Consider the following 21,144-nt stretch of genomic DNA (forward strand, 5'->3'; position numbering starts at 1 on the left):
TTGCATCGCTTCGTTGCAGCGATTCCCTGCTGTTGCCGCTGTTGTTTTAGGACCGCCTGATGCCATCCTCGATTAGGTCAGGTCAGTTCTCTTTGTCCCTGTTGAACTGGAAACGTTCGGCGGCTGTGCTGCTGGTTGTGATGGGTTTGCTGCTGGCCTCCTGCCGCAGCCGAGACCAGGGCATCCCCTCGGATTCACGCCCCCAGGTGCTCACCACCTTTACGGTTTTGGCCGATCTGGCCCGGAATGTGGCGGGTGATCGATTGCAGGTGGCTTCGATCGTCAAGCCTGGTGCCGAGATCCACGGCTACCAACCCACCCCCAGTGACATCGAGCGAGCTAGCAAGGCGGATCTGATTGTTGAGAACGGGTTGGGGCTGGAGTTGTGGGCCCAGCGTTTCACGGCTGCAGCGGGGGATGTGCCCACCATCACCCTTTCGGAGGGGATGGATCCTTTGCTGATCACTGAAGACGCCTATTCCGGCAAGCCCAACCCCCATGCCTGGATGTCCCCCCAGCGCACGATGGGCTATGTGGACCATCTCGAGCGGGCGTTCAGCCAACTCGATCCTGCCGGGGCCGAGGTCTTTGCTGCTAACGCGTCGGCCTACAAAGCCAAGCTCCAGGCCCTCGATGAGGAGCTCCGCACGGCGATTGCTGCGCTGCCGGCCCAGCAACGGCTGCTGGTGAGTTGCGAAGGGGCCTTCACCTATCTCGCAACCGATTACGGGCTCGAGGAGGCCTATCTCTGGCCTGTAAATGCCGAAAGCGAGATCACACCCAAACGCATGGCACGGTTGATCGACACGGTGCGAGAGCGGGAAGTGCCAGCCATTTTTTGTGAAAGCACCGTGAGCGATAAAGCCCAACGAGAGGTGGCAGCGGCGACCGGGTCGCGATTCGGCGGAACCTTCTACGTGGATTCCCTGTCGTCTCCGGACGGGCCCGCACCCACCCTGTTGGACCTGCAGCGGCACAATGTGGGTCTGATTCGCAAGGGCTTGGACCTGCCCAAGAGCAACCGCTGATGCGCATCCAGGCCGACCAGCTCTGTGTGGATTACAACGGCACCGTTGCCTTGTACGACGCCAGTCTGCATCTGCCAGCAGGATGCATCTGCGGTTTGGTGGGCATGAATGGTGCCGGCAAATCGACGTTTTTCAAGGCCCTCACTGGGTTTGTTCGTCCCTCACGGGGCAGAATCCGGATCAACGGCAGCAGTGTTGCCGAAGCCCAGCGTCATCAGGCTGTGGCCTACGTGCCCCAGAGCGATGGGGTGGATGCCCAGTTCCCTGTCTCTGTGAGGGATGTGGTGATGATGGGTCGCTACGGCGCGATGAATCCACTGCGGATTCCCCGAAGCTCGGATCGTGTGGCTGTGCGGGACGCCTTGATGCGCGTCGATCTTCTGGAGCTGGCTGATCGTCCCCTTGGCACCCTCTCGGGTGGTCAGCGCAAGCGCACGTTCCTGGCCCGGGCAATCGCCCAGCGTGCCGATGTGCTGCTGCTGGATGAACCCTTCAACGGGGTTGATGTGCGCACTGAGCAGCTGATGGCCCAGTTGTTTCTTCAGTTTCGCGAGGAAGGACGCACGATCCTGATCTCCACCCACGACCTGGGTCACGTCCGTGATTTTTGTGATCTTGTGGTTCTGATCAACAAGACGGTGCTCGCCTATGGGGAAACCTCGGAAGTCTTCACCCCCGAGAACCTGGCCATGACCTTCGGCGGCGTGCCCCCCGATCTGCTTACTGGCAACAGTTCCCCGGAAGAGAAGTTCTGATTAGGACTTACCAGCATCAGTCGTTGTTGTTCGAGAAGCGTCAGGCATCAGGGCAGCGAGAGCCTGATCCAGGTCTTGCATGAACAGATGCATCGCCTCGCGTCGGGTACTGCGGTACTGGTTCAGTCGAGGCCGCACGGGCAAAGCACGTCCAAGACGCAGTTCTACCCGTTGTGGTCCGAGGCTGGGCTGACCCTTCCAGGGCTTGTCTTCAATCCAGCCGATCGCCTCCTCCACCAGCAGCAACATCTCAGCCAAACGATCAAAGTTGGGCTGATCGCTGATGTAGTGACCACTCACGCTGGTGAAATGCTCCACCAGTCGCATCCGGGTGAGTTGGAGGTCGGCTTCCCGTGCCTCCCAGTCCGCCAGGCTCCGCTCCAAGGGTGAGAGCTGATCAACACCTTCCCTGTAGATCCGATCCCAGGCGGCCTGCTCGATCCGACGGCAACGCTCTTGCAAATTGCCGACGGCACGCAAGGCGAAATGGCCCTCGGCTTTGGCAAGACCATGCAGGCGATAGGCACCAATCCGTTCACCGAAGGTCTGATCTGGATCGGGCTTCAGCCGTTCGAGCTGCTCAAGCGCTTTGAGCAGATTCATGCCGATCTGGATCAGCCGGTCGCGCCTGCTTTCCTCGGAATTCTCTGGGTCGGCGTCGGAGTTGGAAATGCCGAGATGGCATTCCAGGGCTGTCAACCGCGCATCGAGGGTATCCCAGTTGTGTTGTCTCCAGCTGTAGTGAATGCCAATTGGCAACACCTCCAGTGGCCGCACGTCGTTGGCTTTCTCCAGATCTTCAGCGGCCCAGAACGCCAATTGGGCCACTCCCGGTTCCAACGGTGCCATCTCGCCGGAGAGGTTGTTGGTGGCTCCTTCTGGTGCCACCACCAGCGGGTAGCGCCCCTGGGTCAGAGCCGCACGGGCCTGGGCGAGGGCCGGGCGGTCCAACCGACCGCGATGGATTGCAATGCCACCGCTGCGTTGCAGCAGCCAACCAATCACCTGGCCAGCCCAGATCGGAATGCCACGGTCGTAGAGAAACCGCAACTGGATGGGACGTGGCAACGGCAACTTGAGCCGCCGTGCCGCCTGGGGAACACGGTTCCAGAACAGATCCGCCAGCACCACCGGATCGCGGGTGCTGGGGTGGCGAAAGGCGATTAGCAGATTGCAGCCGCCCGACTGCTGCGCTGCAAAGGCCCGCGCCAAGCCTTCTGCCGCACTGCCATGGCGGATCTCGAGCCCCTGACTGCGGAAGAGCAGTGGAAGCAGGCGGCTGACAACGGTCTGAACCATCCGGCTTGGGCGGGTGGGTAGCCGGCGCAGCGCGGGACGAGCGGTATGGGTGGAGGCGCGGGGCATCGAACCGGCTGCAGCGCGCCCATACTGAACCGATGGAGCTCTTGCTGGAACCCCTCAGTCACGCCTTCATGGTCAAGGCGTTGTTGATCAGTGCCCTCGTCGCCGGTGTTTGTGGGCTGTTGTCCTGCTTCATGACGCTGAAGGGATGGGCGTTGATGGGTGACGCCGTTTCCCATGCCGTTCTCCCTGGCGTGGTGGTCGCTTATGCGCTTGGACTCCCCTTCTCCTTGGGGGCGTTCGTCTTCGGTGTCGGCTCCGTTGCCGCCATCGGATTTGTAAAGCAGAAGTCGAGGGTGAAGGAAGACACCGTCATTGGGCTTGTCTTTACCGGCTTCTTCGCCCTTGGTCTGGTGCTTGTCTCGAAGACGCGCAGCAACATCGATCTCACCCACATCCTGTTCGGCAATGTTCTGGGGATCTCAACCGGGGACGTGCAACAGACCCTGGTGATTTCCGTGCTGGTGCTGGTGCTGCTGCTGCTGTTCCGGCGGGACCTGATGCTTTTTTGCTTTGACCCCACCCACGCCCGATCGATCGGGATCAACACCGGACTCCTGCACTACATGCTGTTGGGGCTTCTCTCCCTGGCCGCCGTCGCCGGTCTGCAGACCGTAGGAATCATTCTGGTGGTGTCCATGCTCGTCACCCCCGGTGCCACGGCCTATCTGCTTACCGATCGGTTCGATCGGATGACGCTGCTGGCCGTCACCAGCAGCGTGCTCTCCAGTGTTCTGGGGGTGTTCATCAGCTATTGGACCGACAGCTCCACCGCTGGTTGCATCGTGCTGGCGCAAACCGCGCAATTCGTGCTCGCCTTCCTTTTGGCCCCTGGTCAGGGGGTTCTGCGGCGACTCTGATCGATGGATCAGCGCGCGTCGTCGTCCCAGTCGTAGATGTCGTTGAAGCGTTGAACGCCGGCTTCTCGGAAGTGAAATTCCCTGGTGGAATGATCCTGATCGGATCCCTTCTGCTTGGAATCTGCCTGGTCCCACGGCTCGCGGTAATCAAGATCGTCCCGCATGTCTTTGAGTGGCTCAGGAGGCTTCGCTGTCATCCCACTTGGCTTTGCCATCGAGCAGTTCGATCAGCTCCTGGAGCCTGCCCATGGTGACGCGCACATCGGCACCGTCGGGCAGAACACCATCGGCTACCACGTTGTAGTGGTCACGGCACTGGTTGCGCAGCTCCTGCAGGCGCTTTTTGGTGATGGTCTTTTTCTGTTCTGCCGTTGCCATGGCGATTGCAATGTCTGGCCCTCATCCCTAGCAGAGCAGGGTGCTGCGTTTGGATTTATCCCGGGAGAACCTGGCGAAAGCCATGGGCTTCGACCACGTTGAGCGGGGTCTTGAATAGCTCACTCAGCTCGGCTGGCCGCAGCATCTCCCGCGGACTCCCATCCCCAACAAGGCGTCCCTGCGCCAGAAACAGCACCCGTTCCATCTCCGGCAGGATCGTGTCCACGCGGTGGGTGACCTGCACCACGGTTGTCCCCGCTTGGATCAGGGACCGGAGGATGTTCAGCAACTGATGGCAGGCCTGGAGATCAAGGGCTCTGCTCGGCTCATCCAGCACCAGCACCTCGGGGTCGTGCACCAGGGCGCGAGCGATCAGCAGACGGCGCCGCTGTCCGTCCGACAGTTCTCCATAGCAGCGCCCACGAATGTTTTGGAGTTGCAGTTGATCGAGTAGATCGTGCGCTTGCTCCCATTGCTCACCGCTTGGGTTCTGATCCCGGCCCAGCCGGGTGGCACCAAAAAAACTGCTCACCACCACTTCATCAACCGCTGTTTTGGGATGAAGCCGCTGTTCCAACTCGCTGGACACAACCCCAAGGCGGCTGCGCAGCGCCCAGAGGTCCACCGTCTCGCTGCCAAAAAGCCGCAGGTGCGCGTCGGCCCGAACAATGGGATACAGGCTGCGGTCGATCAGTTTCACAAGGCTGCTTTTACCTGCGCCGTTGGGCCCCAACACCGTTGTGGACTGCCGCAGCTTCAAATGCAGGTTGAGGTTGTGCAGCACCGGGCGATCGCCCAACCATGCCTCCACATTGCAGAGATCGAGCCAGGTTTCAGCAGTCATGGCCCTCCTCCAGCAGCCGTTCGATCACGATCGACAGGCGGGGCGCGACGGGCCGCATCTCCCGCTGCCGCTCGCTCCAAATCGACTCACGCACAAGGTCGCTGAGGGAGACCAACTTCATCTCCTGGCCCTCCTTCAACTGCAGCTTGCTCAAGGGCACGCTGAGGGCTCCATGGAACACATGGGCCACCCGGTTGCCGCTGTCGTCGCTGAACCAAGGCTCGAGCGGCACGCTGGGCGACCAATCGATCTCCTCCTGCAGTTCGCGGTGCACGGCTTCGCTAGCTGTTTCTCCCGGGTCGAGATGGCCGCCAAACAGCCCCCAATGGCCCGGATAAATGATTGAGTCGACATCGTCTCGCAGCTGGAGCAGCCATTGCCCTTCCCGCTGGAGCATGGCCAGGGCAACGGCGGGCTTCATGGCGCCTCCGGTTTGAGCCGCGACCACTGAGCCAGTCCACCGCCCCGGCCCCGCGCCGTCAGCGTTCCCTGCTGATCGTTCAGCTCGATCAGGGCAAAAAAAGGAAGCCGTTGGGGCTGTGGTGAAGGCAGGCTTCGCTTAAGCAGCAGCTGACTCGACCAGGACAGCTCTATCGACGTGAAGCTGAACATCAGCAGCGGTCTTGACCCCTTGAGCTGGGCATGACCACTGAACCTCAATCGGAACCCGGCCAGGGACACCTGATTGGTGATGCCCAGGTCCTGGTCACAAGGGCTCAAAATCAGGCTGGCATCCAGCCAACGCAGCAGTGTTGCCGTGCCGGGCGGCGGCGCATCACCATTGCGATTCCAGGTTTGCTGCAAGATCCAGCAGCCCGGCAACTGCTCGATCTGAATGCCGCTTCCCTCTCGGCGGCTCTGACGTTCTCGCGCAAGAAGGGCAGCGGCAGGCGGACCAGATACTGCTGAGATCATGGGGCTCTGCAACCTCCCTATTTTTTCGGAGTCGGCCCATGGAGCGCGACAAGCGCCGGACACCTCCCCTAACGGACCTGCTTCTACGGGGACTGCGCATTGGGGCCAGCACCATCGCCCTGGTTGAACTGCTGCGCAGCGATTGGATCGGAGGAGGCCTCGCCAGCCTGGCCTGGCTTGTCTTCGTTCAGGTGGAGCGTCGGCGAGCGCCGCTCAAGCCTCCGTCCTGAGGATCGAATCGATGCAATTTGGGTGCTGACGGATGTAATCGTTGAACTCCATGGCCAGCAGACGCGCTTCAAACGCATCCGTGGCGTAAAAGCAGGATTCCAGCTTTTCTCCGTTGGATGTCTTGTGGCGGACGGTGTAAGCAGCCCGTCCCTGAGTAATGCTGGCCATGGGCCGATGAATCAGTCGCTTCAAGCTGGCACTCCTGCCAGGTGGAATTCCATAACCATTCGTTCATGTTTGCGTTTCAACGCTTCGTGAAGCTGTTTGAAGCAACTGACAGTCCCCCTGAAAGCTGCTCTGCCCGCATCCTTCTGCCCATGGCCTCCTGTTCTCTGTCCTTCAACGTTGCTGTGGCCTCACTCTTGTCCCTGAGTGCATTGCCTGCTCTGGCGGAATGGCAGCCGATGCAGGAGCCGGCGGTTTGGCAATCGCGTCGCGGCGAGCTGCTGCCCGGCGACGGCTGGATCTTCATGGAGGCCCTCGACACTCCCGCGCTCAAGGCGGCTGAATACATCCGGGCCCCAAAAACCGTGGACGGTGCCGTTGAGGTGGAGGCAGGCCTGTTAATTCAGCGCCCTGGCCAGGATCAGTGGAGCCAACGGGTTCTGCCGATGCGTGCCAACTGCGCCAACGGTCAGCTGGAGCAACGCCGGGCCGATGGTTCCTGGACCGTCTACCCCGGACGCGATGGAACCGTGGTTAAGGTCCGCTGGATTTGCGCAATGCGATGAGTCGGCCTGCTTTTCGCTACGAAGAACCGGAACGCTTCGGCGAGTCGCTCACCACGGCACGTCCTTGGAACCGGTCAGCTCTGACCGATGTGGAGCGTCTCAATGGCCGGGTAGCCATGCTCGGTTTCGCGGCTGCCGTGGTGTTTGAAAAGACCACAGGCTTGGGAATTGCGGGTCAGCTTGGTGCAGTTCTGCACTGGTACCTGCAGTTGGGTTGATCGATGACGGTTGTTCCTGTTCTCAAGGACTCCCAACGCTTCAAGTTGGATGCCACCGATGACGCGATCTTTTACAGCGAGCCTCGTTTCGTTCACCACCTGGATGCGGGTTTTCGGGCTCGGCTGACCGCTCTATACCGCGAGCGCATTCCGCCCTGTGCCCAGGTGCTTGATCTGATGAGCAGTTGGGTCAGCCACCTGCCGGAAGACATCAGTTACGACAAGGTGATTGGCCATGGTCTCAATGGAGATGAGCTGAGCGCCAACCCCCGATTGGATCGGCATTGGGTTCAGAACCTCAACCGCGACCAAACCCTCCCGGTTGAGGACGCTTCGATCGATGCCACCCTGATCGTGGCCGGTTGGCAGTACCTGCAACAGCCCGAGCTGATCGCTGCTGAGCTGTTGCGGATCACCCGTCCCCGGGGCCAGGTGATCGTGGCGTTTTCGAATCGAATGTTCTTCACCAAGGCTCCGCAGGTCTGGACCGATGGTGATAACGGCGATCACCTCCGCTATGTCGCTGAGGTGTTGATGGCCCAGGGCTGGCCCCAGCCAGAGATAGTTGCTGAAGACACCCGCGCCGAAGGTGTGATGGGATTGTTCGGTGGCAAGGGAGATCCTTTCTTTGCCGTTATGACGGAGAAACCTCTCCAGTAATTCCTCGTCTTTCCTTCGAATTCAAGGGATGGACGCTGGCCTCAATTGCGGCAGCGTTAGGCGAGAACCAGGACTTCCATGAGCTTTACCCTTCCGGGTCTTCTCCCCTGGCGCTTCAGGATCGTGTTGATCGGTCAGCAGGTTGTTCTCGAGGCTTCCTCCGAGGATCAACAGCTGAGCACGGTTCTTGAGCCTGGTGGAAGTCGCATTCGTCGTGGCTACGACCTGATCAAGGCCCCGCAATGCGCGCTGATCAGGTGATCAGCACAGCTCGTCTCACCCAGCCCATCGTCATCTTCGGTGGCTTTCTCATGCGCCAAGGATGGCAGCGGTTCAGACCCTTGGAACGATGTGACTCACTAGGTCGGCGTTGACCCAGTTGATGGCAGCGCTTTCAGCTCTTGCCCTCAGGGAGGCGAGAGCTCTTTGGCTTCGCCCAGATACCTCTAATTCCAAGGACCAAAAGAGCGATGGGTGCGGCTACCCACGCAATCGCCATCGGAACCAAAACACCCATTCCCAGCCAAACCGGGGTGGTTGTACCGAATTGGGAAAACAACCCGTCCAGCATTTGCCCGACAAACCTTGCTCCAAACAGCCCTAGGAAGCCGTAAGGCACGAGAGACACGGCAAAGAACGCCGTCAACACAACGCTTAGAAGGAATTTCCCGAGCTCTGTCATGCGCTAATGATGGCAGCGATCCAGGTGCCGAAGGGAGTGGTGACAAGGAGTTATTTCATCTCAATGCCGTGAGGCACCCAACCTTTTTTCTGAGCCCTAGCGATTTTCACTCTGACTTGAGTCTCAGGGATTTGGAGGCTCCCGCTAATTTTCAGGCAGTCGATATGGCCCAACTCTCTGTTGGACTTCAAGGCTGCCTCTGAAAGGGCTTGAAGTTTGTCCAGACGTTTCTGTCCATCAATCCAGAGGTAGGCCCCAACTCCGCCAAACATGGCGAGACCTGGAAGTGCCTCAATGTCTCCTTGGGGGTCGTCATCCACTAGGCAGCCCAACAGCCCTAGGGCCATCAAGGCAACCAAGACCTGTCCCCAAGTGCGCATTGCTTTGATTGCGACGTGCACCAAGGATGGCAGCTGCTTAGACCTTTGGAACGATGTGCGTTACCAGGTCAGCGTTCACCCAGTTGATGACGCCGGTATCGACATCAGCCACCTGGAACAACGTTGGAACCTTTGGGTTCCTGGCACCGCCATCGACCCAGAGGACATCAGCCATCCGCCAGGCACCTTCTGTGTCACTGACGATCACAGTCATTCCGGCTTTGACGTGCAGAAAGACGGGGTCTGACTTGGGCGCTGCAACAGCGCTTGCATGATCAACCGACATACATCACTCTAAGTACATCTGTATTACTACTGGTGGTACGGCGAGGTCAACTGCGTGTAGAGAACGCTGACCTGACTCCCCGCATCGCCTCAGGGAGTCAGTGCAGTGATCAGCGCCCAATGGTCATTGGAGAACCCATTGGATGGAGGCTGCAGGAACCCTCCGAAGACACAATCACCCCGGCCACTGACTTGTTGCCGCATTAATGAAGTGCTGGCAGCGACCAAATGAGCCACTCCAATGATTCGACAACCTGGAGGCCGGAAGAAAACAGAAGGCTTCGGGAGACCGTTCGAATGGCAGGCGCATGTTGACCCTGCAGACCCAGGGGGTTCTGCAGCTGGGAGTCGAGGACCACTTGGCCTCCTCCCACACCAATGGGGATCGAGGTCCACTAGGCCTCTCCCCAAGCCATTAAGCGTTCGATTTTCGAGGTGCTGCGGAGCTACATGGTGAGCTTCGCCATGGCGGCTCTGAGGTCTGTTGCTGTCATCCAGCGCTGGTATCGCTGCTCGTGCATCTGCAGGGAGTGCCCCATGCTCTGGGCGCAAAGGCTCTGGTTCACGTTGGCCTCGATGGACCGCACGGCCCAGCGGTGCCGCATGTCGTAGATATCGAATCGATAGTCGTCTCCGAAAACCTCGGCGATGGTCTCCTTGTAGATCTGCGCCTGGCGGGCGCCGCGCCATGCAGCCACCCATCTCTCGCTGTCAGCGGAGTCGAACTGGTTAGGCTTGATCCACCTGGCCTCCTCTAGCGGCCCCGTGGGGATCTCCACCTCATGAAGAGTCCAGCGGTCGATCCATTCCTTCGGATAAGCGAAGCAGGTTCGGGGCGTTGGCAGGCGCAGCTTCTCCTTGATTGAGAGGCACTCGGCGGTGCCGTCCCGATGCAGCTGAAGGCTGGGCACCTCGCCGGGTCTGCAGCCAAATGTCGCCATCGCTGCGAGGCACCATCCCCACTTCGTGGGCCTGATGACATCAATGAGTTGCACCAGCTGCTCATCGGTCGGCAGCTCTCGCTCCTGGGGCTTGTAGTTGCCCCGCAGCATGCGGAGTTGTTCGCTGCCCTCCACCCCTGACTTCTTCAGCAGCCGCTCGAACTGCATGCAGGTCATCTGCCTTGTCCTGCTGTCCGGTTCCGTTGTTTCCAGCAGGATCTGCTGCAGAAGACCGAGGCTCAGGACACCGTTGGCGGGCAAGCGGTTGAGGATCATCTGGTATCGCTGCCAGGTGAGCTCGGTGTTGGGCAGTCGCTTCCGGGTCTGCCAGTAGTCCTTCTCAAATGTCGCGATCGCTTCTGCGACGGTGACGGGCTTCTCAGGGATTGCCTGGCCCGGCTGATGCTTTGCCCGCAGCACCACCGTGGTGGGATCGATCCCTTCGCTGATCGCTTGGTGCATAGCGGTGGCGATCTGCTCCGCTTCGATCAATCCGCCCGGCGTTGCAGGGCAACCGAGGCCGGCCTTCCGCTGTTTCCTCACCCCTGCTGCATCAGTCCAGGTGCCTCTGACACCGATGGTTCCCCTGCCGGGCACGACATACAGCGTCAGCTTTGCCCCGCGATTACGCAGGGCTTGGTTAGTAGTGGTGAGGTCCAGGTCCAACTGGGCTGACTCTCGGTGGCTTATTTGGAGATTTGGCGGGAAATGGGCCTGATTTGGGCCTAATTTCTTGCCAGCATCATCCCGCATAATCCGGAAGCTGGCCACCACTTACTCATCGCCCAACCGCTCAAAACCGTTGTCAGAACTGAAGAAACTAGATCCTAAAACGGTTTCGCTGGATCAGCCCGTAGTGATCCTCGGTGGCTTTCTTATCACGAAAGAGGCCTATCGCCCGCTCTCTGATTGGATTCATCAAGCCACTGGTGCTGCAGTGCGCATCGTGCCTGCGTCCAAATTGGATTGGCTGGCCACCAGCTGGGGCTTCGGTTGGTGTCGCCTGCTTGATCGCGTTGATACCGCTGTGCGCGAGCTTCAAACCCAGTCGCCCACCGGGCGAGTCACTTTGATTGGTCACAGTTCCGGTGGGGTGATGTTGCGTCCCTATCTGGCCGATACGAGCTTTCTGGGACGTCGATTCAACGGTGCAGCCCGATGCAATCGCCTGATCACTCTCGGCAGTCCCCATCAGGCTCTGCGTGCCACACCGATGCGGGCTCGCGTGGATCGTGAGTTTCCGGGTTGCCCTGAAGCCGATCGGGTGGATTACGTCGCGGTTGCGGGTCGGCTGGATCCTCTGGGAGCGAATGCGTCAAGCTTCTCGAGGCGCAGCTCTGCCCGCAGCTATCGCCAGATCATGGACGACCCGGATCTGGAGGGGGATGGCCTGGTGCCAATTTCATCAGCCCTGTTGCGGGATGCCCGTTGGATTGAGCTTGCCGATACGGCCCACGGCGGATTGTTCGGCCAAAGCTGGTACGGCTCCACCGATCGCATCGTGCGCTGGTGGTCGCTTTTGGGTGACTGAGCCAAGCAATCAGTCATTGTGGCCTGCTTCGGCGATCAGCTCGTGCAGGAATCGAAAGGGTTTGGGGGTGAGGCCAGCTCGGCCAAACGTAAAGCCAGCAAAAAGCGCAAGCCAGGCACTTCAAACCATCGCCGCGATCAATGTCCGATGGGGCGCGATCCTGGCCTTGAGGCGATTCAGGCCAGGCAGTGCCTTGGCTTGCCGCTGACCGGGCGGTTGACCGTTGCCCAGGTGAAGCGGGCCCACAAACTTCTGGCTGTTCAACATCATCCGGACAAAGGAGGAGAACCTGACGTAATGACGCGGTTCAACACAGCCCGCGATGTGCTGCTTGAGCCTGAGATGGAGATGCTTGCTGCCTGACGCCCTTTGAGGTGCGTCAGCTACGGCTGCTGCGACCCAGCACCAACAAGGTGATCAGCATCAGACCACTGAGGCTCACCACGGTGTAAATCCAATCGGCGTATGGCGTCCAGAACAGTCCCGCAACGGGGGCTGTCATCGGTCCCAGACCAGCAGGAGCACCACAAACAACGCTCCGAACACGAGGAAGGGGGTGAGCAGCGTCAGCAGAGACTGTGTTTCGATCGTTCTGATTGCAGCAGGCGGATCATCCGGCGGTCTGTTTTGATCTGTCAAATCTCCGTTATTGACTGAGATTGAGGCCAGAGCTCGCGGCCAATCCACCTTCACCGGGATCGAGCAGTGGGATGAACAACCGTCAGCGTCAACTCTTCATCGCTTTCTCGGCCTCGATGGGGCTGGGTTTGCTTGGCGGCTTGGCGTTCAACGTCACGTCTCAACTGATCCGGCCGGGCCTGGGTCCGGCATCCCCAGAAGGGCCTGTACTTAAAGGTCCTGCGTTGCCTGAGCAGAAAATCGATTCTGGCTGTTTCGTTCCTCCTGGAGGCGGCCCGGCTGTCACGAAGAACTTCCAGCCCTGTTGATTGCATTGTCGGGAAAGGTTTTAGGCAAAGTCTTCAAAAGAAAAAGTTAAAAAGTGCCGTGGTGATACCCAAAATTGTATCGATTGTTCGCTCCGATACCGAAACTCAAGGCTCCAGAAGGTGATTGTTTGGACTTCTTCCAGTCAACGCATGAAAAGCGATCAGCGTCTCAGCTATCTGCACTTAATGAACAAAGCTGCTGAATCTGAAGACAGGCAGAGCTACTTCTATTACCTCAAGCTGGCTGAACAAACACTGCAACGCCAGGATCCCGACGAACTCTGGAAGCCTGCAGCTTGATTCAGCGAATCATGTTGGCCTTGAAAAAACCGAATCCAAGGCCGAAGGATGAGGATTGATCGCGGTGCAGTGTGACTGAAACATCGAAATCGAGAAGATCTGACTGTTCGATGTCCTCACGCTTCAAGTTGTAAGCGTTGTCAGCTTCAAAGCGATCGAGGATTGCTTCGCGATGGGTCTCTAGATAACCCACCACCTGCTTCAGCACATGGTCGCGCCAGGCTTCGCTTGCGTCTTTGCCGAATCGATCAGACATGGTGGATTGATCTGTGTCTACAGATTGAACCCGAAACCGCCACTGCCCCGCTTTCCGTGGTGATACGGGTGAACCGGAACCATCCAGGGCACAGGTAAACCCATGGGGCCGTGCACCGGGGAATAGCTGCGGTAAATCGGACGGACGAGGCGGCGACGGATATGCCGATCGCACTTCTGTAGCCCCTCCTGTGGCCCTTGTCGTAGGCCTTTTGCTTCTTGTGGGAGTGGCGATTGTGGTGGTGGTGATCGAGATGGGCTTCAGCTGCAGGACTCAGGCCGATTCCGGTGACCCCCACGAAAAGCATGGCGGTGCCGAGACGTTGAACAAGTCTCGTGGTTGTTCAGTTGACTAAAAATTTGTATTGCGGCTCCACCTGCAAACCATGTCAGCTTTCCGGTCAAGTGTGACTGGATGCTGCTTTGGGCCGTGATTGCCTATTCGGTGTCTGTGCTTTGTTCGAGCACGAATCGCAACGCCCATAGTCCGGCATAGGAGCCCGTCAGAACGAGGAGGATCAGGATCAGCACGACACATCCTCAATGTGGGGTTTGTTGTAGCTGACCTGTGTTTGTTCTGTGGTCAGATCGTCCAGTAGCCGTACCAATCGGGATGGGCTGGGATGTCATCGACTTGGGGATCCGCGATCAGTTTCAAATGCCATTGGCCATTGCCGTTAATCGGCAGCAGATCATCGAGCGCGCTGTCCATTTCGACAGGGTGAAGGTCATCCTTGTGGACTTGCTCCTGTCCTTGCAGCCAACGCTGGCGTGCCCGCGCTTTTGCAGAGGCTGAAGAACGGGCCACGATCACCCCAAAGGCGTGCTGTTCCGCCATTGACGTGGGGTCATAGGCGCCAAGGTTGACGAACCACAGCTGCTGACCATCAGCACTGGATCGATCCTGCGCTTGCTCAACAACCTCAACGCGATGGCCATCGACATGGTCGATGCAGCGATAGGTGTCGATGTGCAAGCCACTGCGAAGGCCGATCCATTCCTGCCGCAGGGCCGGCAGCGTGGCCTCAATAGTCTCACCTACCACCCAGCGCACATCGTGCTGCTCGACATGGCAGCCCTTGCAACGGCCCCCCAGAACCACCAGGAACAACTTTTTTGCGCTGCTCATCGCTGGGCTGTTGATGGGTCGTCGGCATGGGCAACGACGGCACGGCAGTGGGCGATGAACTCCTCGGCGTTCCTCTCCCCTTTGGCTTCTTTCGTCTGCAGGCTGAGAATCTCAAAGGTCGCGGCGCTGCTGCTGCTCACCGGGGAGACCGTCGGACTGCGGCTTCCTTCATGAAGTTGGCTGTCCAACGGCAGTCCGTCGAAGGGATCCGTGCCGTCGCAACGCTGAAAGGCTGAGTGAATGGCATCAATGGCCTCCCTCACTTGGTATGTGGCTCCTCGCTTTCTGGCGCGCTTGGTGATCGTTACAGCAGTGCGGTTCAGCAGCCGTTTGTAGCTGTCGGCATCGATGTCCAGCCAGCTGGGGGGCCTGACCGACAACGGATTGTGTCCCATGCACCCCCCGGTGGCTCCAGATTTTCAGACTTTTTCGAGCCAGGCCAGGAATAATCGGCGGATTTCCTCTGCGTTCGTGATCCGCTCGCTCAGGGATGCCGTCACGGCACCGGGGTGTTCGCGCTGCACGATTTGCTCAGCCTCATAGGCGTCCTCCGCCTCAACAGGCATGAAGCCGGCGTCAACCGACGCTGGAGAGCAATAAAAGACGGGGTAACGGCTCATCGAGGTGCTGCAACCTCCAACCGATAGCAACGAACAAGTGATCGAGGGAATGGTTGCCGAGAGCTCTCACCCTCATCTCTTGGGTTCAGGGTTTTTCCTTAAGTCCTGAGCCTTAACGGCCACCGATTCATACATTTGTTGGTACTTGCTAAGGCATCTTGGCGTTTGATTCTGGTGATAAGACAGACCGATTCATTGCCGCAGCCAAGTCACGGGCGGAAGCTGCACTGAATGAGCCGGCACCAAAACTGACGGCCTTGGAAAGGGGCATGTTGGAGTCGCTGCGACAGGGCGGAAGGCCGGTACGTCACGGTTGATCTCAGCGCATCAGCAGCCAAACGGCCAAGGCACCACAACCAAACCCCTTGATGAACTGGGCCCAAGTGAGGCCGTAGGTATCGAGCGAAAGCGTTTTCATCATCAGATTCAGAACCTCCTTGTGTTTCCGAATCAACGGCGAGCTGTTGGCCGTATTCAGTTGTGGAATCTTTTTGAGTTTGATCTCCCCGAGCTTGGCCAACGTTGCTAATTCTTTCCGCTGCTGAACCCTAAGGGCACTGCAGTGGAAAGCGATCTCAACCCTCTTTGCGGATGGCTTCATCCTTCATCCGCTGAACCCGCTCCAAAACGGATTCATTGCTCATCCTGTTGTTGAGCCTTTCCACCAACAGTGGAAAGGCCAATGGGCTGGGCCGCGGGGTTTCAACGTGCAGCCATTCCTGGCTCGCAGCGCGTTCCAAGGCTGCCTCCAGTCGTGAGATCTCCAACTGGTCGTCGAGTACCTCCTGCTGTGCCTGCAGCAGTAAGCGATTGTTCGGTTCGTGGCGGCTGAAAACATCGAACAGCAGCGAGGCGCTGATCTGAAGCTGACCGGTGCTTTTGCTGGATCCAGGGAATCCCCGGTTCATCAGGCCAGCGATCTGGGCGATGGCGCGAAAGCGTCTCCGTTGCAGCTCGGAAAGATTCAGTGCGTTTTTCAGATCCCGCTCCAGTTTTTGACGATCAAGCAGGAGATCGATGTGGTCCTCCAGCAATTCCGCCATGGGGTAGCTCTTCGGTGCCAATAGCTCAAAGCCGTAGTCGTTCACCGAAACCGTGATCGTGCCCCGCTCCAGACGGGTGAGCCGCGAAGCCCAGAGGAAGCCGATGCCCTCATGCACGAACCGTCCTTCAAAGGGGTAAGCAAACAGGTGCGTGCCTTCCCGGGTGTGACAGGTCTCAATCAATAGCTGCCCAACCATCGGCAACACTGAGATGTCCTGTTGCCGATCAAACAGGGGCTTCAGAGCCTGCAGTTCGGCGTTGTCGAGATCACCACGGCTGGCACGGTCCACCTCGAGACGCAGGTGATGGGTCAGCAGATCGGAGAGGGCCATCTGCCCCCCAGCCCAGGCAGGCACCGTGCGCGTTTTTTTTGTGCTCACCTTCACGTAAGCGGTCATGTCCCGCAGCCGTACGAACTCCAGCTGGCGGCCGGAGAAGAAGAACACATCCTTCGGCTTCAGCTGGCTGATGAAGGTCTCCTCCACATGGCCGAGCACTGCACCACGCACAAAGCGCACGGTGATCGCGGGTGCGGCCGTGATCGTTCCGATATTGAGACGGTGCAGCCGGGCGATGGCCTTCTCACCAACCCGGTAGCGCTGGCTTGTCTCCTCCCACTCGAGCTTGCGGTAGCGGGGATAAGCCCCGAGGCACTCCCCGCCCTGCTCGAGAAACAGCATGCACCAGTCCCAGTCGTCCTGGCTCAGCTCGGCATAGGCCGCACAGCTCCGCACGGCCTGTAAGGTCTGCTCGGGATTGAAACCAGGGCCGCAGGCCAACCCCGTGAGGTGCTGCAGAAGCACATCCAGAGGAGCGTTCGGCGGCTTGCGTTGTTCCACTAGACCCTCCGCCAATCCCCGACGCACAGCACTGAGTTCGAGCAGTTCGAGCGCATTGGTGGGCATGAACAGCACCTGGGATGTTCCGCCGGGCAAGTGCGCTGACCGCCCCGCTCGCTGCAGCAGCCGCGCCAGATTCTTTGGGCTGCCGATCTGCACCACCTGTTCCACCGGTTGGAAGTCCACCCCGAGGTCCAGGGAGCTGGTGCACACCACCCAACGAATGCCGCCAGCCTTCACGGAGGCTTCGATCGCTTCCCGCTCGCTGCGATCAATGGCGCTGTGGTGTAGAGCTAATCCCTCCTCCATTTCCGGGCAGGCGAAGCGCAGACACTGGTGCCAACGCTCGGACTGATTGCGGGTGTTGGTGAATAGCAAGGTGCTGATCCCGGGATTGAGGCGTGCCACCAGCTCCTCGTACATCCGCAACCCGAGGTGTCCGGCCCAGGGGAAGCCATCGATCGTCTCCGGAAGGATGCTCTGAATCTCCGTGCTGCGGGCAGGGGCGCCCCCGATCAGATGTGGCTCCCCTGCCGTTCCCAGGGCATGGCGCGCTGCCTGGTCGATGTTGCCGATGGTGGCACTGATGGCCCAGGTCTGGAGCTGGGGACGCAGCTGGCGCAACCAGCTCAGGCACAGCTCTGCCTGGCTGCCCCTTTTGCTCCCCATCAACTCATGCCATTCATCGAGGATCACCGTCTGCAGCTGGCCAAACAGCTCTTCGGCCTTGGCATTGCTGAGCAGGAGAGCGAGGGATTCGGGAGTGGTGACCAGGATTTGTGGTGGTGCCTTGAGCTGTTTTGTGCGTTCGCTGCTGCTGCTGTCGCCATTGCGGATGCCCACCCGTATCGGCCAATCCATCGCCTCGATCGGTTCGCGGATCGCCAGTGATAAGTCGCGGCTGAGGGCGCGCAAGGGCGTGATGTAGAGCAGACGTATTCCTTTTAACGGCTGCTCCTCAGCCAACATCCGCGCAATCGGTCCCATTACAGCGGCGAAGGTTTTGCCGGACCCTGTGGGCACTTGGATCAACCCGTTCCGCCCCACCAGATAGGCGATCCAGGTCTCCTGTTGGAACGGGAGCGGTGCCCAGTTTTTCTGCGCGAACCAGGCATGAATCGGCTTCAACCGAGGGTCGCTGCTTTTTGACTTGGCCTTTGCCTTCGCTTTTGAAGCTGCCATCAGCGGTTCTGGATCAACGCCATCGCTGTTTGGAGTGAATCCGCTTCATCGGCGGGTTTGTCGCGTCGCCAGCGCAGGATGCGCGGGAAACGGACGGCGATGCCGGATTTGTGGCGTTTTGAGGGGTGGATGCCCTCAAAGCTGATTTCAAACACCAGCTCGGTTTTCAGAGATCGTGCTGGCCCAAAGCGCTGTAGGGTGTTACGTCGAATCCAGCGGTCAATCTCGAGCATTTCGGCGTCGTTGAGGCCGGAATAGGCCTTGGCGAAGGTCACCAACTGGGGCTCTTCAGCGTTGGTCCAGAGGCCAAAGGTGTAATCGGTGAACAGGTTGGCGCGTCGCCCACTGCCGGCCTGGGCATAGAGGAGTACAGCGTCGAGGGTCATCGGCTCCAGTTTGTGCTTCCACCAGTTGCCGCGTTTGCGTCCGCTCAGATAAGGCGATTCCGCTTGTTTGAGCATCAGGCCTTCGGCCCCGTGTTGACGGGCCTGGTTGCGTTGTGTCTCCAGTCCCTCCCAGGTGTTGATCGACCAGGACGGGCTCTGCTGCAGTCGCCACGACTCGGGATGCTCGATGTTTCCCAGCAGCGCAGCCAGTTGCTGCTGACGCTGGCGTAATCCCTGCTGGCGGATGTCAACGCCCTGATGTTCCAGCAGGTCGTAGGCGATGAATTGCATCGGGCAGTCCCGTTTCAACGTTGCTCCAACGGTTTTGCGGCCGAGCCGTCGTTGCAGCTGATCAAAGCCAAGCGGTGTGGCCGCGTTTTGTTGCCAGCAGATCAGCTCGCCGTCGAGAACGCTGCCGGATGGCAAAGCCTGGGCCACATCCACAAGTTCAGGGAAGCTCTCGTTGACCAGTTCTTCTCCACGGCTCCAGAGGTAGACGCCAGAACCGCGGTGAATCAGCTGACCGCGGATCCCATCCCATTTCCACTCCAGTTGCCAATCTTTTGCAGATGTCTCCTGCAGTCGTTCGGGTTCCAGGGGGCTGGCGAGATAAAAGGGGTACGGCGTGCCACTGGAGCGGTGCTCATCCGGCGTCGCATGGGCGGTGAGTTGATCAAATCGATCAGCGGAGGGCTCAAAGCCCCCCATCAGCCGTTGCACCACCAAACTTTCCTCGAGATCAAAAGCCTCGGCGATGGCGCGGCTGATTAGTCCCGTCGACACGCCCACACGGAATCCCCCCGTGAGCAACTTGTTGACGATGAAGTGTTGATCGCGCGGGGTTCGGTGCCAGAGCCAGATCACCGCATTGGCCTGATCGTCATCGCTTCTGGTGCTGATGGCCGGCAGCAGGGTGTCCATCCACCAGCGCAGGGGCATGTCTCCCTCCCAGCTGGGTAGACCGGGATCGGTTGCTTCAACCCGCTCTTGCACGGCGGGCCAGAGCAGGCTGATGGTTTCGGCTGAGTCGCCCACCTGGCCGTAGCAGTCGTCGATTAGCCAATCCGGCAAACCACCCCGGTCCCGCAGGATGTCGCGCAGTCGGCGACCGGTGATCAAGCGGCGGCGGCGTTTGCCCAACAGCAGCGTCAACGCCCAAGCCGCTTCCCCTGGATCGACCCCCTGAAAGTGATCCACCAGCGCCCGCACCTTGGCCTTGGTGCCCGTGACCTGATCCAGCTGATTGAACAGGTCCTGAAAGGCCCGCATGCGCGCTTGAACGGGATGGATGAAATGCACCGCCATCCTGACAAGACATTTTGTGAGCAGTGCTGGAAATCCGGCGCAGACTTGTGTTGATCTGAGCGACAGCTTTCTGAATCAGCCGGATGGCACTTCTCTGGGACAACCTGGCGCAACAACTGGACACTGTCCGCGCCACTGAGTCAGCAACTGCCGTGGTGACTCCTGCGGCTGTTCCGGAAACAGCGGAGGATCCTTCCGACCGTCAACGTCGACTGCAGAAGGCACTTGAAGCCATTAAAGACAGCGGCAACGCCATGATGATCGAGTCGCTCAATGCCGCGATTGAAGGCCGTCAGGCGAATCTCAAACTTCCCGAGCTGCCGGACGGCATCGCCAAGTTTTAGTCGGATTCCCCTTCGAACAGGGTCTCCAGCGGCTCCGCATCCACACCCTCCACCTCCCGCAGGTATCGGGCCAGGACGTCGCTCTGTCCATGGGTGACGTACACCTTGCGGGCGCCGCTGTCTCGAACGGTCTGGATCAGTCCAGGCCAGTCGGCGTGATCACTGAGCACGAACCCCCGCTCGTAGCCCCGGCGGCGTCGGGCACCGCGCACGGCCATCCAGCCGGAGGCAAAGGCTGTTTGGGGTGACTTGAAGCGGCGCATCCAGCTGGAGCGATGGGCTGATGGCGGCGCCAGGATCAATCGACCATGGAGCGGATCCTTGCGGGGCAGTTCGCTGACGGGACGGCTGGGGGTCATGGGAACCCCCGCATCCCGGTAGTGACGGGTCACGGTCTCCACGGCACCGTGCAGTAGCACTTCCTCTTCCACGCCGATGGCCTTGAGCTCAGCCAGCAAGCGTTGGGCTTTGCCGAAGGCGTAGCAGAACAGCAGTGACGGCCTGCTGCGATCACCGCTCCACCAGGCATGGATGTCATGGGCTACGTGCGCCCCGCTTTGCCAGCGATAGATCGGCATCCCGAAGGTGGCTTCGGTGATCAGCACATCGCAGTGCACCGGTTCAAAGGATTCGCAACTGGGATCGTCATCCCGTTTGTAATCACCGCTGACCACCCACACCTCACCCCCCGATTCCAGGCGGATCTGCGCTGAACCGAGCACATGTCCGGCGCTGTGAAACGACACCTTGCATTGCCCCAGCCAGTGTTCTTCGCCGTAGGCCAACGGGTGAAGCGTGATGTTCTGACCGAGCCTCTGGCGCAGAACCCCTTCACTGGAGGCCACAGCCCAGTATTCCCCGCATCCGGGTCGGGCGTGGTCGGCATGGGCGTGGGTGATCAGAGCCCGAGGAACTGGACGCCAAGGGTCGACCCAGGCCTTTGCAGCTTGGCAATACAACCCCTCTGGCGTGCGTTCGATCAAGCTCCGCTG

Annotated in this window: 33 protein-coding genes; 14 read left to right on the forward strand and 19 right to left on the reverse strand. The window is 59.6% G+C overall.

Features of this window, described 5'->3' with window-relative positions; all coding sequences use genetic code 11:
• The first annotated feature begins 59 nt into the window (after nt 1-59).
• Nucleotides 60-1,028: a metal ABC transporter substrate-binding protein gene (locus tag FZX09_RS02185; RefSeq protein WP_370624157.1), complete on the forward strand. Its 969-nt coding sequence runs from the start codon at nt 60-62 to the stop codon at nt 1,026-1,028.
• Nucleotides 1,028-1,783 carry a metal ABC transporter ATP-binding protein gene (locus FZX09_RS02190; protein ID WP_226399580.1) on the forward strand — a complete coding sequence of 252 codons (756 nt, stop codon included), beginning with the start codon at nt 1,028-1,030 and terminating at the stop codon, nt 1,781-1,783. The genes FZX09_RS02185 and FZX09_RS02190 overlap by 1 nt, the downstream gene beginning before the upstream one ends.
• On the opposite strand, the gene FZX09_RS02195 is transcribed toward FZX09_RS02190, so the two are convergent.
• Nucleotides 1,784-3,148: a 1-acyl-sn-glycerol-3-phosphate acyltransferase gene (locus FZX09_RS02195; protein WP_226399582.1), complete on the reverse strand. Its 1,365-nt coding sequence runs from the start codon at nt 3,146-3,148 to the stop codon at nt 1,784-1,786. It abuts the gene before it with no gap.
• Nucleotides 3,149-3,180: 32 nt separating this feature from the next.
• Between FZX09_RS02195 and FZX09_RS02200 the strand changes: the two genes are divergently transcribed.
• Nucleotides 3,181-4,005, forward strand: a complete 825-nt coding sequence (locus FZX09_RS02200) for a metal ABC transporter permease (protein WP_226399584.1) — start codon at nt 3,181-3,183, stop codon at nt 4,003-4,005.
• An 8-nt stretch (nt 4,006-4,013) separates the two neighbouring features.
• On the opposite strand, the gene FZX09_RS02205 is transcribed toward FZX09_RS02200, so the two are convergent.
• The 5 genes from FZX09_RS02205 to FZX09_RS02225 are packed head-to-tail and all read right to left on the reverse strand — an operon-like array spanning nt 4,014 to nt 6,142.
• Complete coding sequence (locus tag FZX09_RS02205; RefSeq protein WP_226399593.1) at nt 4,014-4,169, reverse strand: hypothetical protein; 156 nt, start codon at nt 4,167-4,169, stop codon at nt 4,014-4,016.
• A gap of 13 nt (nt 4,170-4,182) precedes the next feature.
• Nucleotides 4,183-4,383 (reverse strand): hypothetical protein, encoded by a 201-nt coding sequence (locus FZX09_RS02210; RefSeq protein WP_011364449.1) that lies wholly within the window; start codon nt 4,381-4,383, stop codon nt 4,183-4,185.
• A 55-nt stretch (nt 4,384-4,438) separates the two neighbouring features.
• Nucleotides 4,439-5,227, reverse strand: coding sequence for an ABC transporter ATP-binding protein (locus FZX09_RS02215; protein WP_226399595.1), 789 nt, complete (start codon nt 5,225-5,227; stop codon nt 4,439-4,441).
• Nucleotides 5,217-5,648 (reverse strand): NUDIX hydrolase, encoded by a 432-nt coding sequence (locus tag FZX09_RS02220; RefSeq protein WP_226399597.1) that lies wholly within the window; start codon nt 5,646-5,648, stop codon nt 5,217-5,219. Before FZX09_RS02220 ends, FZX09_RS02215 begins: the two co-directional genes overlap by 11 nt.
• Nucleotides 5,645-6,142 carry a hypothetical protein gene (locus FZX09_RS02225; RefSeq protein ID WP_226399599.1) on the reverse strand — a complete coding sequence of 166 codons (498 nt, stop codon included), beginning with the start codon at nt 6,140-6,142 and terminating at the stop codon, nt 5,645-5,647. Before FZX09_RS02225 ends, FZX09_RS02220 begins: the two co-directional genes overlap by 4 nt.
• Before the next feature lie 38 nt (nt 6,143-6,180).
• Here FZX09_RS02225 and FZX09_RS02230 point away from each other — a divergent pair, with 38 nt between their 5' ends.
• Nucleotides 6,181-6,372, forward strand: coding sequence for a hypothetical protein (locus FZX09_RS02230; RefSeq protein WP_226399602.1), 192 nt, complete (start codon nt 6,181-6,183; stop codon nt 6,370-6,372).
• Here the strand turns inward: FZX09_RS02230 and FZX09_RS02235 are convergent.
• A complete protein-coding gene (locus tag FZX09_RS02235; RefSeq protein ID WP_226399604.1) occupies nt 6,356-6,541 on the reverse strand; it encodes a hypothetical protein in 186 nt (61 codons plus the stop codon). The two genes, FZX09_RS02230 and FZX09_RS02235, sit on opposite strands and share 17 nt — an antisense overlap.
• Before the next feature lie 65 nt (nt 6,542-6,606).
• On the opposite strand from FZX09_RS02235, the gene FZX09_RS02240 reads away from it, so the two are divergent.
• From FZX09_RS02240 to FZX09_RS02255, 4 genes are all read left to right on the forward strand, one after another.
• Nucleotides 6,607-7,104, forward strand: a complete 498-nt coding sequence (locus tag FZX09_RS02240) for a hypothetical protein (protein WP_226399606.1) — start codon at nt 6,607-6,609, stop codon at nt 7,102-7,104.
• Nucleotides 7,101-7,322: a chlorophyll a/b-binding protein gene (locus FZX09_RS02245; protein WP_226399608.1), complete on the forward strand. Its 222-nt coding sequence runs from the start codon at nt 7,101-7,103 to the stop codon at nt 7,320-7,322. The genes FZX09_RS02240 and FZX09_RS02245 overlap by 4 nt, the downstream gene beginning before the upstream one ends.
• Before the next feature lie 3 nt (nt 7,323-7,325).
• The gene (locus FZX09_RS02250) at nt 7,326-7,982 is read left to right on the forward strand and encodes a methyltransferase domain-containing protein (RefSeq protein ID WP_226399610.1); all 657 of its coding nucleotides are present in this window, start codon (nt 7,326-7,328) and stop codon (nt 7,980-7,982) included.
• 78 nt (nt 7,983-8,060) lie between these two features.
• A complete protein-coding gene (locus FZX09_RS02255; RefSeq protein ID WP_115132715.1) occupies nt 8,061-8,243 on the forward strand; it encodes a hypothetical protein in 183 nt (60 codons plus the stop codon).
• A 471-nt stretch (nt 8,244-8,714) separates the two neighbouring features.
• Here FZX09_RS02255 and FZX09_RS02260 read toward each other — a convergent pair whose 3' ends face one another.
• The 3 genes from FZX09_RS02260 to FZX09_RS02270 form a co-directional block, all read right to left on the reverse strand.
• Nucleotides 8,715-8,984: a hypothetical protein gene (locus FZX09_RS02260; protein WP_226399612.1), complete on the reverse strand. Its 270-nt coding sequence runs from the start codon at nt 8,982-8,984 to the stop codon at nt 8,715-8,717.
• A 97-nt stretch (nt 8,985-9,081) separates the two neighbouring features.
• Nucleotides 9,082-9,330, reverse strand: coding sequence for a DUF3104 domain-containing protein (locus FZX09_RS02265; protein ID WP_226399614.1), 249 nt, complete (start codon nt 9,328-9,330; stop codon nt 9,082-9,084).
• A 445-nt stretch (nt 9,331-9,775) separates the two neighbouring features.
• Nucleotides 9,776-10,936, reverse strand: coding sequence for a hypothetical protein (locus tag FZX09_RS02270; RefSeq protein ID WP_226399616.1), 1,161 nt, complete (start codon nt 10,934-10,936; stop codon nt 9,776-9,778).
• Between the two features lie 145 nt (nt 10,937-11,081).
• Here FZX09_RS02270 and FZX09_RS02275 point away from each other — a divergent pair, with 145 nt between their 5' ends.
• Both FZX09_RS02275 and FZX09_RS02280 read left to right on the forward strand, forming a co-directional pair.
• Nucleotides 11,082-11,801, forward strand: a complete 720-nt coding sequence (locus tag FZX09_RS02275; protein WP_226400336.1) for a triacylglycerol lipase — start codon at nt 11,082-11,084, stop codon at nt 11,799-11,801.
• Between the two features lie 18 nt (nt 11,802-11,819).
• Nucleotides 11,820-12,164, forward strand: coding sequence for a molecular chaperone DnaJ (locus FZX09_RS02280; RefSeq protein WP_226399618.1), 345 nt, complete (start codon nt 11,820-11,822; stop codon nt 12,162-12,164).
• Nucleotides 12,165-12,180: 16 nt separating this feature from the next.
• On the opposite strand, the gene FZX09_RS02285 is transcribed toward FZX09_RS02280, so the two are convergent.
• Nucleotides 12,181-12,303, reverse strand: coding sequence for an adenylosuccinate lyase (locus FZX09_RS02285; RefSeq protein ID WP_226399620.1), 123 nt, complete (start codon nt 12,301-12,303; stop codon nt 12,181-12,183).
• Nucleotides 12,304-12,511: 208 nt separating this feature from the next.
• On the opposite strand from FZX09_RS02285, the gene FZX09_RS02290 reads away from it, so the two are divergent.
• Complete coding sequence (locus FZX09_RS02290) at nt 12,512-12,748, forward strand: hypothetical protein (protein WP_226399622.1); 237 nt, start codon at nt 12,512-12,514, stop codon at nt 12,746-12,748.
• A 150-nt stretch (nt 12,749-12,898) separates the two neighbouring features.
• A complete protein-coding gene (locus tag FZX09_RS02295) occupies nt 12,899-13,048 on the forward strand; it encodes a hypothetical protein (RefSeq protein WP_226399624.1) in 150 nt (49 codons plus the stop codon).
• A 1-nt stretch (nt 13,049) separates the two neighbouring features.
• Here FZX09_RS02295 and FZX09_RS02300 read toward each other — a convergent pair whose 3' ends face one another.
• Nucleotides 13,050-13,304 carry a hypothetical protein gene (locus tag FZX09_RS02300; RefSeq protein ID WP_226399626.1) on the reverse strand — a complete coding sequence of 85 codons (255 nt, stop codon included), beginning with the start codon at nt 13,302-13,304 and terminating at the stop codon, nt 13,050-13,052.
• 190 nt (nt 13,305-13,494) lie between these two features.
• On the opposite strand from FZX09_RS02300, the gene FZX09_RS02305 reads away from it, so the two are divergent.
• Nucleotides 13,495-13,659, forward strand: a complete 165-nt coding sequence (locus FZX09_RS02305) for a hypothetical protein (RefSeq protein WP_226399628.1) — start codon at nt 13,495-13,497, stop codon at nt 13,657-13,659.
• A gap of 227 nt (nt 13,660-13,886) precedes the next feature.
• On the opposite strand, the gene FZX09_RS02310 is transcribed toward FZX09_RS02305, so the two are convergent.
• The 6 genes from FZX09_RS02310 to FZX09_RS02335 all read right to left on the reverse strand — a co-directional run bounded on the left by FZX09_RS02310 (nt 13,887) and on the right by FZX09_RS02335 (nt 19,772).
• Nucleotides 13,887-14,432, reverse strand: coding sequence for a DUF1543 domain-containing protein (locus tag FZX09_RS02310; protein ID WP_226399631.1), 546 nt, complete (start codon nt 14,430-14,432; stop codon nt 13,887-13,889).
• The gene (locus FZX09_RS02315; protein ID WP_226399633.1) at nt 14,429-14,812 is read right to left on the reverse strand and encodes a hypothetical protein; all 384 of its coding nucleotides are present in this window, start codon (nt 14,810-14,812) and stop codon (nt 14,429-14,431) included. Before FZX09_RS02315 ends, FZX09_RS02310 begins: the two co-directional genes overlap by 4 nt.
• Before the next feature lie 39 nt (nt 14,813-14,851).
• Nucleotides 14,852-15,052 (reverse strand): hypothetical protein, encoded by a 201-nt coding sequence (locus FZX09_RS02320; RefSeq protein WP_226399635.1) that lies wholly within the window; start codon nt 15,050-15,052, stop codon nt 14,852-14,854.
• A gap of 319 nt (nt 15,053-15,371) precedes the next feature.
• Nucleotides 15,372-15,572, reverse strand: coding sequence for a hypothetical protein (locus FZX09_RS02325; protein WP_226399637.1), 201 nt, complete (start codon nt 15,570-15,572; stop codon nt 15,372-15,374).
• A 55-nt stretch (nt 15,573-15,627) separates the two neighbouring features.
• Nucleotides 15,628-18,117: a ligase-associated DNA damage response DEXH box helicase gene (locus FZX09_RS02330; protein ID WP_226399639.1), complete on the reverse strand. Its 2,490-nt coding sequence runs from the start codon at nt 18,115-18,117 to the stop codon at nt 15,628-15,630.
• Complete coding sequence (locus FZX09_RS02335; protein WP_226400337.1) at nt 18,117-19,772, reverse strand: ATP-dependent DNA ligase; 1,656 nt, start codon at nt 19,770-19,772, stop codon at nt 18,117-18,119. The genes FZX09_RS02330 and FZX09_RS02335 overlap by 1 nt, the downstream gene beginning before the upstream one ends.
• Nucleotides 19,773-19,891: 119 nt before the next feature.
• Between FZX09_RS02335 and FZX09_RS02340 the strand changes: the two genes are divergently transcribed.
• On the forward strand, nt 19,892-20,152 hold the full coding sequence (locus FZX09_RS02340) for a hypothetical protein (protein ID WP_226399641.1): 261 nt from the start codon (nt 19,892-19,894) through the stop codon (nt 20,150-20,152).
• Here FZX09_RS02340 and FZX09_RS02345 read toward each other — a convergent pair.
• Entirely contained in the window at nt 20,149-21,135 is a 987-nt protein-coding gene (locus FZX09_RS02345; protein WP_226399643.1) for a ligase-associated DNA damage response exonuclease, read from the reverse strand. The genes FZX09_RS02340 and FZX09_RS02345 overlap by 4 nt on opposite strands.
• Nucleotides 21,136-21,144 lie beyond the last annotated feature (9 nt).

Origin of the sequence: Synechococcus sp. MU1643 (assembly GCF_020514095.1) — a bacterium.
Lineage (GTDB): Bacteria > Cyanobacteriota > Cyanobacteriia > PCC-6307 > Cyanobiaceae > Parasynechococcus.